The 12,823-nt window shown below is 68.0% G+C and carries 12 protein-coding genes; 10 read left to right on the top strand and 2 right to left on the bottom strand.

The genetic code is table 11. The features are described from left to right. The first annotated feature begins 133 nt into the window (after positions 1-133). On the top strand, positions 134-532 hold the full coding sequence (locus H6A23_RS03300; protein WP_204830772.1) for a PTS sugar transporter subunit IIB: 399 nt from the start codon (positions 134-136) through the stop codon (positions 530-532). Here the strand turns inward: H6A23_RS03300 and H6A23_RS03295 are convergent. Then, positions 429-1,406, bottom strand: a complete 978-nt coding sequence (locus H6A23_RS03295; RefSeq protein ID WP_204830771.1) for an IS481 family transposase — start codon at positions 1,404-1,406, stop codon at positions 429-431. The genes H6A23_RS03300 and H6A23_RS03295 overlap by 104 nt on opposite strands. Positions 1,407-1,624: 218 nt before the next feature. Here H6A23_RS03295 and H6A23_RS03290 point away from each other — a divergent pair, with 218 nt between their 5' ends. The 3 genes from H6A23_RS03290 (at position 1,625) to H6A23_RS03280 (ending at position 4,422) form a co-directional block, all read left to right on the top strand. After that, positions 1,625-3,028, top strand: coding sequence for a 6-phospho-beta-glucosidase (locus H6A23_RS03290; RefSeq protein WP_204830770.1), 1,404 nt, complete (start codon positions 1,625-1,627; stop codon positions 3,026-3,028). A gap of 150 nt (positions 3,029-3,178) precedes the next feature. Next, entirely contained in the window at positions 3,179-3,664 is a 486-nt protein-coding gene (locus H6A23_RS03285; protein ID WP_204830769.1) for a hypothetical protein, read from the top strand. Positions 3,665-3,813: 149 nt separating this feature from the next. Beyond that, a complete protein-coding gene (locus tag H6A23_RS03280) occupies positions 3,814-4,422 on the top strand; it encodes a hypothetical protein (RefSeq protein ID WP_204830768.1) in 609 nt (202 codons plus the stop codon). Positions 4,423-4,605: 183 nt separating this feature from the next. Here H6A23_RS03280 and H6A23_RS03275 read toward each other — a convergent pair whose 3' ends face one another. Next, positions 4,606-8,178, bottom strand: a complete 3,573-nt coding sequence (locus tag H6A23_RS03275; RefSeq protein ID WP_204830767.1) for a LamG-like jellyroll fold domain-containing protein — start codon at positions 8,176-8,178, stop codon at positions 4,606-4,608. A gap of 277 nt (positions 8,179-8,455) precedes the next feature. On the opposite strand from H6A23_RS03275, the gene H6A23_RS03270 reads away from it, so the two are divergent. The 6 genes from H6A23_RS03270 to H6A23_RS03245 all read left to right on the top strand — a co-directional run bounded on the left by H6A23_RS03270 (position 8,456) and on the right by H6A23_RS03245 (position 12,821). Further along, the gene (locus H6A23_RS03270; RefSeq protein WP_204830766.1) at positions 8,456-8,824 is read left to right on the top strand and encodes a YccF domain-containing protein; all 369 of its coding nucleotides are present in this window, start codon (positions 8,456-8,458) and stop codon (positions 8,822-8,824) included. Between the two features lie 144 nt (positions 8,825-8,968). Then, positions 8,969-9,475 (top strand): DUF2798 domain-containing protein, encoded by a 507-nt coding sequence (locus H6A23_RS03265; RefSeq protein ID WP_204830765.1) that lies wholly within the window; start codon positions 8,969-8,971, stop codon positions 9,473-9,475. A 309-nt stretch (positions 9,476-9,784) separates the two neighbouring features. Then, on the top strand, positions 9,785-10,534 hold the full coding sequence (locus H6A23_RS03260; RefSeq protein WP_204830764.1) for a methionine ABC transporter ATP-binding protein: 750 nt from the start codon (positions 9,785-9,787) through the stop codon (positions 10,532-10,534). After that, positions 10,527-11,207 carry a methionine ABC transporter permease gene (locus H6A23_RS03255; protein WP_204830763.1) on the top strand — a complete coding sequence of 227 codons (681 nt, stop codon included), beginning with the start codon at positions 10,527-10,529 and terminating at the stop codon, positions 11,205-11,207. The genes H6A23_RS03260 and H6A23_RS03255 overlap by 8 nt, the downstream gene beginning before the upstream one ends. 48 nt (positions 11,208-11,255) lie before the next feature. Next, positions 11,256-12,101 carry a MetQ/NlpA family ABC transporter substrate-binding protein gene (locus H6A23_RS03250; RefSeq protein WP_204830762.1) on the top strand — a complete coding sequence of 282 codons (846 nt, stop codon included), beginning with the start codon at positions 11,256-11,258 and terminating at the stop codon, positions 12,099-12,101. 105 nt (positions 12,102-12,206) lie between these two features. Next, positions 12,207-12,821 (top strand): DUF1349 domain-containing protein, encoded by a 615-nt coding sequence (locus H6A23_RS03245; protein WP_286165773.1) that lies wholly within the window; start codon positions 12,207-12,209, stop codon positions 12,819-12,821. Positions 12,822-12,823 lie beyond the last annotated feature (2 nt).

Genomic DNA, 12,823 nt, shown 5'->3' with positions numbered 1-12,823 from the left:
TTGTCCCGAAGAGGGCCCGCTGAGGATAGCTTGTAGCTGAAGGAACGTTCTGGGCCCGCCTGCGGGCGGGCCCAGCCTCCGGGAGACGCGGGGGCAACGGAGCCGCAAGACGCGGCAGAAAGCGAGAAGAACCATGAACATCATGCTGTGCTGCAACGCCGGAATGTCCACGAGCCTGCTCGTGCAGAAGATGCAGAAGGAGGCTGCCGACCGCGGCATGGACGTGACCATCGTGGCCCGTCCCATGAACGAGGCCATGGATCACATCGGCGAGGCCAACGTTATCCTCCTTGGGCCCCAGATTGGCTATGCCAAGGGTGACTTCGAGAAGGCCGCCGCCGGCTGCTGCCCTGTCACCGTCATCCCGATGGTCGACTACGGGCGCATGAACGCTCCGAAGATCCTCGACGACGTGCCGCCCTTCTCGGCTAGCTGTTGTGTGCCAATAGGTTGTTTACGCCGGCGACGCGCGACATTGGCGGCTGACCCCCGCACGCGCTGTGCGGACGTCCCCAATTGTAGTGCTCGATGAAGGCGGGCAGGGCCTCGGCCCTGCCCGCCTCGCTCTCCCACGCCCTCCCGTACTGCCACTCCTGCGCCAGCGTGCGGTTCATGCGCTCTACCTTGCCGTTCTGCCACGGGCCGTATGGCCTGGTGTATATGTGGCGTACGCCCTCGGCGGCGAGCAGGGCGTTGAACTCGAGGCTCCGGTAGCCGGGGCCGTTGTCGGTCATGACGCGCTCGACCGCTGCGCCGAGCCCGGCGAAGAAGGCCAGGCACCGGGCCATGAACGCCGAGCACGTGCCCTTGCGCTCGTCGGGGAGGAGCCCGGCGTAGGCCACGCGGGAGAGGTCGTCGACGGCGACGCGCGGGCAGGCGTATCCCGCCCCGGAGTCGGGGCGCGCGAGGACGGAGGCGCCCCGCGCCCTCCACCCACCGCCGTCCGGTATCCTCGCCACCTTCTTCACGTCGACGTGGACGAGCTCGCCCGGGCGCTCCCGCCCGTGGCGGACCGGGGTGACGGGCCCGCGGCGCCGGACCTCCCCGGTGACGCGGTCGACGTCGGCGAGCCTCGGCAGCCCCGAGCGCGCCACGATCCTGGCGCAGGTGCGGGCCGGCACGCCCGTGGAGGCCGCGAGCGCGAGGGGCGCGAGCAGCATGGACGAGCGCGCATCGCGGACGCGGGCCTCGGTCTCGGGCGGCGTGAGCCTGGCGAGCCTGCGCGGCCTGCTCGGCCGGTCGGACATCGGCTCGCCCCGCCGGGCCCTGGCGAGCCACTTGCTGGCGGTCTGGCGGCTCACGCCCATCTGGCGGGCGGCCTCGGCGACGCCGGCGCCGGCCTCTATGCGGGAGACGAGCGTCTCACGGCCCCTCGGGGTGAGCCTTGCGTTAGGATGTTGGGACATGGGAGGGCCCCCTTCGCTGCAAGCCTAGACAACTCACAGCATGCGGGAGCCATCCCTATTTGTCACCACTTGGATGTAAACAACGTCTTGGCGCTGGACACCTAGCTAGGTTGCGCCACAGACGCACAATCGCATGCACATCGTGTTTTGAAGGGCGCTGCCGGAGACGGTAGCGCCCTTTTGAGAAGGGGAGCGTTTCAGACAGAAGGGAGCCAGGCATGGCCAAGAAGAACGAGAGCGCACAGGGAAGCCGCCCGATCAAGATCGCCACCATCGGAGGAGGCTCGAGCTACACTCCCGAGCTCGTCGAGGGCTTCATCAAGCGCTACGACTCCTGCCCGGTGCGCGAGCTGTGGCTCGTCGACGTGGAGGAGGGGCGCGAGAAGCTCGAGATTGTGGGAGGGCTCGCCCAGCGCATGGTCGAGGCGGCGGGCCTGCCCATGGAGGTCCACCTCACGCTTGACCGTCGCGAGGCGCTTGTCGGCGCAGACTTCGTGACCACGCAGTTCAGGGTGGGACAGCTCGACGCGCGCATCAAGGACGAGCGCATCGCCCTCAAGCACGGCCTCATCGGCCAGGAGACCAACGGCGCTGCGGGCATGTTCAAGGCCCTGCGCACCATCCCGGTGATCTTCGACATCATCCGCGACATGGAGGAGCTCTGCCCCGACGCCTGGCTCGTCAACTTCACCAACCCGGTGGGCATCGTGACCGAGGCGGTGCTGCGCTACACCAGCTGGAGAAGGATTATCGGCCTGTGCAACTGCCCGATATCCATGCGCTTCGGCATCGCCAGGTGGATGGACGTCGACCCCGGTCGCGTGCGCATGGAGCTCTCCGGCCTCAACCACCACTTCTTCGTGACCGACGTCTTCATCGACGGGAGGAGCCACTTCGAGGAGGTGCTCGAGCGCTACTGCGAGCTGCCGGTTGAGGAGCTGGGCACCATGAAGAACATCATGGCTATCCCATGGTCCAAGCGCCTCATCCGCGGCCTACGCGCCATTCCGGTGAGCTACCTCAACTACTACTTCTCCACGCGCGAGGAGCTCGAGCAGCTCGAGAAGGACTATCAGGCCCATGGCGTGCGCGCCGAGGTGGTAAAGCAGGTCGAAGCCGAGCTCTTCGAGCTCTACAAGGACGCCGAGCTGCACGTCAAGCCCAGGCAGCTCGAGGAGCGCGGCGGCGCCCACTACTCCGACGCGGCCTGCTCCGTGATCGACTCCATCGTGAACGACCGCGGCGACATCCAGTACGTCGACGTCCAGAACAGGGGTGCCGTCACGAGCCTGCCCTACGAGAGCGCCGTGGAGTGCGCGTGCGTCATCACCGGTGACGGTCCCAAACCCATCGCAGTGGGAGAGCTCTCTCCGGCCATCAATGGCACGATTCAGATGATCAAGAGCTTCGAGCGCATGGTCGCCGAGGCCGCAGTGACCGGAAGCAAGGACGTTGCCGTGGCGGCCCTGGTCGCCAACAAGCTCTGCGACTCCGACGCGGTTGCCAACGAGGTCTTTGATGAGCTCTGCGAGGCGCACAGGGACTATCTGCCGCAGTTCTACAACGAGGATGGATCGCCAAGGGAGGCTCTGCGGCGCAGCCAGGCCTGCTCCCTGGTCTAGCGAGCCGCGCGCTCAGCGCTGGTCGACCTGAGATGGCTCGTGCCGCAGCTTGACGACCGGTCTCATGCGCCGCGGGTATAATGCTCACGTTGCACGCTGTCGTTGCGCCGTGGGGACAGCATAGCCCGACGCGCGTCGAGGGAGGACGTCGTGAAGAAGTCTACGTTCATTGGTAACTTTGTCGCCTGGGTCATCGTGGCGGCGCTGGGCATAGCGTTTCTCGCGTGGTATCACATGACCGACTTCGAGGTCGTCTCCGCTGCTATCGGTGACTCCGTGCTCGTGCAGCTGGGGGTCGTGCTCGCCTCGCCGCTGCTGCTCTATGCGATTGGCGTGCTCATCGGCCTTCTGCTCGTGTGGTTCAAGCGCATCAGGATGGGGGGCGTCGCCCGGACGGTCTGCCTCGTGCTGGCGCTGCTCGCCCTCGCGTTCGTGCTGCTCGCCGGGGTGCCTGCGCTTGCGCCGGACACCGCGGGGACGCTCATGATCCCCACGGTCGTGATCGTCTACGTCACGATGGTGGCGCCGATCATGGTCATGTTCTTCGGGTTCCTGTACGCGCTGGGCCTCGCGCCGGCAGACGCCTCCAAGCGCGGGCCGCTCTCCAGGCACCTTCCGGACGAGCGCGCGGAGTAGCCGCCGGGCGTTGCGTCGGCGGCCCGCTTGACGAGACCTTCCCTGACGAGGGCGGGTCAAGCGGGCGTTGAGGGGCGCCTCTCTATGCCGGCTATAATTTGAAGTTCTGTTTTTCGCCCGTGACCGTCCTTCTCGCGGAGGGGAAACGCATGGAGTTCGTCATTCTCTATCTGCTCGTCAACATCGCCGCCGGCGCCGCGGCGTGCTTCTTCGGCAAGAGGCTCTTCTACGTGCTGCTCGGCATGCTCGTGTTCATCGGCGTCTTCAACGTGGCGCTGGGCTCCACGGACGCCTCGCCCGTGTCGCTCGCGATCGGCGCGGTGCTCGGCGTGGTGGCCGCGCTGCTCTCCAAGTACGCCTACAAGGCGGGCGTCTTCATCGTCGGTCTGCTGGCCGGCGCGGCGCTCGGCTTCATCGTCACCATGCTGCTGCCCCAGGAGGCGACCGACTACCTCGGCATCATCATGGTCGTGGCGGGCGTCCTGCTCGGTCTTGCGGCCGTGCACTGGGCCGATGCTGCCGTGCGCTTCGGCACCGCCTGGGCGGGCTCGTCCTTCCTCGTGTCCAACGTGCTCGCCACTGTGCTGGCCTTCGGGCAGCTCGCCGCGTGCGCGGTGCCCGGCGACGCGCTCGCGACCTTCGACTCCCTCACGGCCTTCGTTGGCGGGGACTTCGCCGCGGCCTATGCGACCCCCATTCTCGTGGGCACCATCGCGCTCACCATCGTGGGCTCGATCGTCCAGACGCGCACGGAGTAGCGAGCGAGGCGGGGCGGGAAAGCCGTCGCTGCCTCGTCCCCGCCGTACCCCAGCACTAGCGAGACAGAGAATCCGGACAGAAATCGCCTCCTAGGAGGTCGATTCTGTCCGGATTCTCTGTCTCGGTGAATCTGGGGAGTGATGCGTGGGGGGGCGGGGCCGTCGCCCCGCCCCTGCGTCACGCTAGTCGACGAGGTCGGCGTCGTCCTCGTCGTAGATGATCACGTCGTCGCTGGCATGGCGACGGCTGATGCCCGAGAGGATGCCGGCGCCGCCGAGGGAGAGGCCGCCGAGCGCGCCCACCACGGAGCCGATCATCGACGTGGCGTCGCCGGTGTCGGGGACGGCAGAGCCGGAGCTCGGCTCGTTGTCGGATTCCCCGTCTGAGCCGGCGCCCGCGCCAGAGCCGGTGCCGCTGCCGGTGCCAGAGCCGGTGCCGGTGCCAGAGTTCCTCACGAGCGCGTTGCGGGCGGCGTCGAGTGCGGCGAGCGCGTCGGAGACGTCCTTCTCGCTCGCGCCCTGGTCGGCGAGAACCGCGTTGGCCTGCGAGAGGGCGGCGGCGAAGGCGGCCCAGGAGCTGGCGGTGTAGTCGCCCTGGCTGAGCGAGGCGGCCTCGTCCACCTTGTTCTGGAGCTCGGTCTTGTCGACCGCTGGGATGACCTCGTCGGCGACAAAGGCCCAGGTGCCGCTCACGATGACGTTGCCCTCCGCGAGGAAGCCGTCCTCGTGGTCCCATCCGCCGAAGGTCCAGGTGCCGGCGACGCCGTCCTTCTCGCCCTTGACGGTCTCGCCCTTGGCGGGGGAGGCGGGAAGGCTCACGGAAGAGCCCCTCTCCACGGTCATGCCCTCGGGAAGCGCGATCTCCGCGGGGGCGACGTTCCCCGCCCACGCGAAGCTCACCGTGACGGTGTCGGGCTCGGCGCTGGGGTCGATGGGGAAGCCGGCGGCAAGCGTCCTGACCTCGTCCTCGGACGGAGCCTTGGAGAGGATGGCCGCGCGGGCGATCTTGGAGCCGGGCTGGGCAAAGAACTGCGCCCCGCCGTCGCTGTAGACGTCGGCGCCGACGTAGTAGTTCCGGCAGCCCTCCGGCGGAACCTTGAGGCCGCCTCTGGCGTCGAGCTCCTCGCAGAGCCTGCCATCGACGTACATGCGGACCCTGCCGCAGGCATAGACGCCGAGGGCGTGGTGCCAGACGTCGGCGCTCACCGCGCCGGCCGGCTTGGGCGTGCCGGAGCCGTTGGAGTTGAACCAGAAGGCCATCTTGCCGTGCGTGTCGCCGTTGCCGGCGATCTCCAGGCCGTCGCCGGAGCTCTGCTGGTTGGAGATGAAGCACTGGTCGGCGTCGAGGTCATGCGCCATGAAGACGCACTCGAGGGCGTGCTCGTTGCCGAGGTAGGTGTAGTCGTCCTCGCTAAACGCAAAGCCGAAGGCGCTTTTTCCGTCGCACTCGAAGACGTTCTGGCCCAGGGTCTCGTCGTAGGAGATGACGGCCGCCTCGAAGAGCTCGGGGTGGACGGCCTCGTGCCCGGCGGCGTCGGCGATGCCGTCCGCGCTCTCGACGGCGGCAAAGTCGAGGTCGAGGAGCTTCTCCGGCGCGGGTGGGAGCAGGCGCGCGGCGTAGGCGGTCTTGACCTGCTCCGCCGTCATGGCATAGGGGAAGAGGCGCGCGAAGGCGACGCGGGTGCCGGCCTTGGCGCAGATCTCCGGCATGTTGGAGGTGCTCACGTCGGAGCAGACGTAGTAGCGGTCGGGGCTCGGCACGCTCATCCTGCCGGCGCTTGCCTGGTCGGCCTGCTCGCCGTTGACGTAGAGGGTGACGTTCGCGCCGTCATAGGTGGCAACGGCGTGCACCCACTCGCCGGTGTTGACGGGGGCGCCGAGGATGCGCCTGGCCTGCTCGTTGTTGTACCAGAACTCGATCTTGCCGTTCTCCACCTCAAAGCCCGCGCCGGCCGACTGCTGGTTGGAGAAGAGGCACTGGTCGGCCTGGTTGTCGACGAGCCTGAAGTAGCACTCGTGCGTGGAGGCGCCGACGAACTGCTCGTAGTCGGCGGCGGAGAGGCGATAGCCCCAGCCGGTGGAGCCGTTGGCCTCGAGCGCCTGGAAGCCGATCTCGTCGTCCTCCACAAGCCCCATGCCCTGCTCGCGGTTGGGCGTGTGGCCCATGGCGTCCTCGGTCACGCCCTCGCGGTAGTCGATGTCGAGGATCGCGCGCGGGGTCACGGGCGCGGAGCCGGTGGTGAAGGCTGCCGAGACGATGGCCGGGGAGGTGGAGTTGGGCGCCGGCTCGGTGCTGCCGGCCCAGGTGCCGGAGCCCTCGGAGCCCGCCTCCTTGTTCCAGGAGGTCTGGGCGTAGACGCTCATGGTGTAGGTGGTGTCGGCGACGAGCCCCTTGAAGGCGACGGCCCAGGAGTTGCGGACGTAGGCGGCGGGGCGGAAGTAGTCGCCGAAGATGCGCTTGGTGACGGTCGAGCCGTCCTCGGCCTCGGCGACGAGCTTGTACTCGTGGACCATGTCATCGCCGCGCTCGGATCCGGGCTGGGCGGCGGGGAAGTGCACCTTGGCGGAGGTGTTGGTGACCTCGTCGACGGTGACCTCGGCGCCCGCGGGCCAGGTGGGGGCGGCGGTGGACTCGCGCGCGGTGGTGTAGGCGGTCATGTCGCTGGGGTCGATGACCCACGGCTCGTACAGGTAGACGACGCCCTCGCCCTCGGTGCGGGTGCGCACGAGCGAGATGCGGTAGGTGCGCACGGTGTCGTCCTCCATGAAGTCGAGAAGGACGGCCTGCGAGGCCTCCTGGACGCTCTTGCCCTCGGTGTAGGCGGGCGCGGTCTGGGGCGGCACGGAGGCGCCGTTGCCGGAGTCGGGGTCGACCTTGCCGGTCTCGTTCTCGTAGTAGGCGCCGATGGTGGAGTCCTGGATGGCGGTGAAGCCGAGGTCCTGGCTGATGGAGCGCTCGTCCTCAAGGGTGGCGTGGCTGTGGCCCGAGACCTGGACGAGGTTGGGGTAGCGGCCCATCAGCTCGGCGAAGTCGTTGTCCTCGCCCTGGCCAAAGTTGCCGTGCCACTCGGGCGAGGTGTAGGAGGAGCCGCTCATCTGGTGGTGGGTCAGCACGAGGAACGGCACGCCGTCATCGCAGCCCTGCTCCTCGAGCTGCTGCTTGAACCAGTCGTAGTTGGGCCGGTAGTCGCCATCGCTTTCGCCCATGGGGCCCATCGTGATGACGCGCACGCCGTTGACGTCCACGACCTTGTTTGCCGCCTGCCCGGTTCGGTCCTCGAAGACGGAGCGCGCGAGCGTGACGCCCCAGTCGTAGGTCTCGTGGTTGCCCTGGCAGAGGATCATCTTGGTGTGGCCCGTGCCGTCGGCGTAGCCCACGTTGTGCGCGCCGCCGTCGTTGATGAGGGCCATGAGGTGCTCGTACTGTGCGTCCGACCCGTTGTCGGTGACGTCTCCAACGAGGCAGAACGCATCGAGCTGCGGATCGATTTGGTAAATGGTGTCAAAGGCGAACTGCAGCTTCTTGTCTGCGTCGCGGCCCTCGCTCCCGCCGACCCCGCTCTGGATGTGCAGGTCCGAGCCAATGAGAAAGCGCGCCCGCACGCCCTCGCGCGAGAGGCCCGTCTCGTCGGCCCAGGCGATTCCCGGCTGGGCCGCCCCCGCCGCCACGAGGCCCAGTCCCGCGGTCATTACCAGCCTGAGGAAGCCGCGGCGGGAGACCCCGCCCGTCGTCTTCTGCTCCGTGCCCTGTTCCATGCGTCCCCCTTTGGTCGCGTCCCATGACAGAACTCACCTCATTCTTGAACGCGTCTGTAAGTCGCCCTTCTCGTCCCGGTCTTCCGTGGGTCAGGGTTCCTCGGGCTGCGTCAGGGTTGGCCCCGCGCGGGCAATCCTTCTGTAAGGTCGCTTGACTTTTCGCGCCGCGAGGCGCGACGGCGGCCTTTCCGCCCCCATCGCACTCAGGGGTCGGATTATCATCCGGATTGGACGGGTAGGAACTCGAGCATCGAGAAGGACGGTCGACGGGAGCGACATGGGCTGCCTCAGCGTGGTATTCAACATCATCTGGATCCTCACCGGAGGCTGGGTCACGGCGCTCGGGTTTCTCCTTGCCGGCGTGATCTGCTCCGTCACGATCGTCGGCATCCCGCTCGGCCGCCAGGCGTTCAAGATGGCGGCGCTCACGCTCGCACCCTTCGGCAAGACGATCGAGTACGGGGGCGGCGCGCCGTCGCTCGTGGCCAACGTGGTCTGGGTGCTGCTCGGTGGCTGGTGGTCGGCGCTCTGCTATCTTGCCGAGGGCGCCGCGTTCTGCGTCACGGTCGTGGGCATCCCGTTTGGCCTGCAGCTCTTCAAGATGGCAAAGCTCGCCCTGCTGCCGTTTGGCGCCACGGTGAGGTGACGTCCCGGAGGGGCGCGTCGGATGTCAAGCCTCGCCGTCCCGGCGTTCACAGACTCTCCGCTTACGAAGGGCAAAAAACTTGGTAGGGTAGCTCCTCGTGTCCGCCCGCGCCTGCGGGTCCCGTCGAGAAAGGCCCTGTGTCACATGCCCACCAACAAGCGAGAGAGCCTCATCTTCACCGTCATCATGTGCTTCTGCATGGTGCTCTGGATGTCCGTCTACAACGTCTTGCGCGTCCACGGCTGGCAGCTTGGCCCTAGCGTGGTGGCGCAGGCGTGGCTGGGCCTTTCCCCGGCCTACGTGGTGGCCATGCTGCTTGACGTCCTCGTGGCGAGCCGCGCCGCCAAGTGGTTTGCGTTCCGCTTCCTCGTGACGCCGGGTAAGAGCTCCCGCACCGCCATCACGCTGGCCGTCAGCACGTGCATGGTGTTCCCGATGGTGCTCCTCATGTCCCTCTATGGCGCGCTCGAGGCCGCCGTGCACACGGGCGACGTCGCCGCCGTGCCGATGACGTGGCTCGCCAACATCCCCTGGAACTTCATTGCCGCGCTGCCGTGGAACCTGCTCGTGGCCGGCCCGCTCTCTCGCTGGCTCTTCCGCACGCTCTTCCCGGAGGGGACCGTGCTCGCCGAGCCGCCTGCCGCCGAGTAGGCGCGCGGCCCCGGTCGGGGCACAGGCAGGGGGCGGGGATGCGCGCGGGCGCGTCCCCGCTTTTCGTAACACTTTTCAAGAATGTTACGTCTTTCTCGCCCCCGCCCTCGGGCTGATAAGGTAGCCCGCATGAACATTGCTGCCGCACATACTTCGATGATGGCCATGGTGGTCATGCAGATGCCCAAGCCCGGGCACTCTGACGCGCCATGCCGCGAGGTCGGGCGCTAGGAGACCGGGCGCCCTCGCGGGCTGCCTCCGGCGGGAGGCCGCCCAGACCCATCCCACTCATCGAGCGGAGCCTCTCGCATGATTCACATCAAGAACCTCTGCAAGTCCTACGGGGCCGCGCCGGATGCGCCGCATGCCCTGGACGACGTCTCCATCGACATCGCGGACGGCGACGTCATGGGCGTCATCGGCATGAGCGGGGCCGGCAAGTCCACGCTCGTGCGCTGCCTCAACCTGCTCGAGCGCCCGGACTCCGGCCAGATCGTCGTGGACGGGCAGGACGTCACGGGCCTTTCGGGCGCGGCGCTGCGCGCGTACCGCCGCCGCGTGGCGATGATCTTCCAGAACTTCGGGCTTCTCGCCCAGAAGACCGTGCTCGCCAACGTGTGCTTCCCGTATCGTGCGGCCGCGGGGCGCGTCACGGCCGAGAACCGCCGCCGCGCGCTCGAGCTGCTGGACCTCGTGGGCCTGCGCGACCGCGCGGACTCCTACCCGAGCCAGCTCTCCGGTGGCCAGCAGCAGCGCGTGGCCATCGCCCGCGCGCTTGCGTGCGACCCGGACTACATCCTCTGCGACGAGGCCACGAGCGCCCTCGACCCGGCGAGCACCAACGCCGTCCTCAAGCTCCTGCGCCAGATCAACCGCGAGACCGGCGTCACGGTCATCGTGATCACGCACTCCATGGGCGTGGTCGAGAAGATCTGCAGAAACGTCGTGGTGCTCGAGCACGGGCGCGTGGTCGAGCGGGGGAGCGTGGCGAGCGTCTTCGCCGACCCGAAGTCGCACGCCGCCAAGGTCCTTCTCGAGAGGGTTGATTGGGATGCCTAGCCTTTCCGACTTTTTCGCCGAGTACGGCGAGCTGCTGCTCCGGGGCACCGGCGAGACGCTCGTCATGCTGCTCGTGCCCACGGCCATCTCCTATGCGCTGGGCATCGCCCTCGGCGTGGTGCTCTACCTCACCGCGCCCGGGTCGCTTCGCCCCCTGCGCGCGCTCAACGCCGTGCTCGGCTGGGCGGTCAACATCTGCCGCTCGTTCCCGTTCATCGTGCTCATGGTGTCCGTCATCCCGCTCACGCGCCTCATCATGGGCACGGGCTCGGGCATCCTGGGCACCATCCCGCCGCTCGTGCTCTCCGCCACGCCCTTCATCGCGCGCATGGTGGAGCAGTCGCTCGCCGAGGTCCCGCGCGAGAGCGTCGAGGCCGTGGAGGCCTGCGGTGCCTCGGTGCCGCGTGTGGTCTTCTCGGCGCTTCTGCCCGAGGCCCTGCCGTCGCTCACGCGCGGCGTGGCCGTGGTGCTCATCGCCGTGCTCGGCTACACCGCCATCGCCGGCGCCGTGGGGGCGGGCGGCCTGGGCGACATCGCCATCCGCTACGGCTACTACCGCTACCAGTCCGACGTCATGATCGCCGCGGTGGTCATCCTCGTGGCCATCGTACAGGTCATCCAGAGCGCGTGCGACCTGGTGGCCCGCCGCGTTGACCATCGCTCCAACAGCTGATTCCGCACAGGGGGACAGCCCCCAACCAACTGACCAAGGAGAAGAACCATGAAGTTCGTTACCTCTAACATTTCCCGCCGCTCCCTTCTCGCCGGCCTCGCGCTTGCGGCCGCAGGCTCGCTCGCGGCATGCGACGCCGGCTCCGCCCCGGCCGACGCCGGCCCCGCGACGCTGCGCATCGGCGCCTCGCCGAGCCCGCACGCGGAGATCCTCAACGACTTCGCCGCCCCGCGCCTCGAGGAGAGGGGCATCGCGCTCAACGTGGTCGAGTACACCGACTACCTCAAGCCCAACGAGGACGTGATCTCCGGCGAGCTCGACGCCAACTACTTCCAGCACATCAACTATCTCAACAACTACAACGAGGAGAACGGGTCCGACCTCGTGAACGCCGGGGCCATCCACTACGAGCCGTTCGGCATCTTCCCCGGCCGCTCGAACGACCTCGATAGCATTGCCGACGGCGCCACGATCTCCGTGCCCAACGACCCCACCAACGAGGGGCGCGCGCTGCTCCTGCTGCAGGACCTCGGCCTCATCACGCTCGACGAGGCCGCCGGCGTCACGGCCACGGCCAACGACATCACCGACAACCCCCACGGCCTGAAGATCGTGGAGCAGGAGGCGGCCGTGCTGCCCTCCACGCTCGCCGACGTGGACTTTGCCATCATCAACGGCAACTACGCCATTGACGCGGGCCTTTCGCTCGACGACGCCGTGGCGACCGAGAACGCCGACTCCACGGCCGTCCGCGAGCAGTACGTCAACATCATCGCCACGCGCCCCGAGCTGAAGGACGACGAGCGTATCGCCGCGCTGGTGGAGGTCCTCAAGGGCGACGACTTCGCGACATACCTCCAGGAGACCTTCGGCGCCTCCGTCCAGGCCTTCTAGATGCGTGACAGGGGGACGGAGGAGTTGTCACCGCTCCGTCCCCCTGTCACGCTCCTCCATCGGCGGACGATACAATAGCCCGAAGGGCGAGAGCGAGGAGGAGGCATGGTGGAGATGGACCTGAAAGACTTCACTTGGACGCGCGAGCCGGCGGCGTGCGCGGTGCGTGACGGCGCGCTCGAGATCACCACGCTCCCGCACACCGACCTCTGGCAGCGAACCTACTACCACTTCCGCAACGACAACGCACCCGTCCTGCAGGCGCGCACGGGCGAGAGATACTTCAGCTTCACGGTGCGCACGGACTTCTCCCAGAGCCACCGCCGCTTCGACCAGTGCGGCATCGTGATCTACCTGGACTCGGAGAACTGGCTCAAGGCGTCCGTCGAGTACGAGAACGAGCGCTTCCAGCACCTGGGGAGCGTGGTCACCAACGGCGGCTGGTCCGACTGGGCCACCACCGAGATTCCCGCGGACGAGCGCCAGATGTGGTACCGGCTCTCGCGCCGCGGGGACGACTTCCGCGTTGAGTGCTCGCGCGACGGCGTGACCTTCTCGCAGATGCGCGTCTGCCACCTGGCGGCGGCGACGGGCGAGGTGAACTTTGGCGTCTACGCGTGCTCGCCGGAGGACTCGTCGTTCACGGCGCGCTTCGACGGCTTTGACCTGGGCCCGTGCGCCTGGGCCGCCCACGACGGCCAGCAGCCGGACGAGGAGTAGGC

The sequence above is a fragment of the Olsenella uli genome, assembly GCF_016900775.1.
GTDB classification, from domain to species: Bacteria; Actinomycetota; Coriobacteriia; order Coriobacteriales; family Atopobiaceae; genus Thermophilibacter; species Thermophilibacter uli_A.
This window is presented reverse-complemented; position numbering and strand designations above follow the sequence as displayed.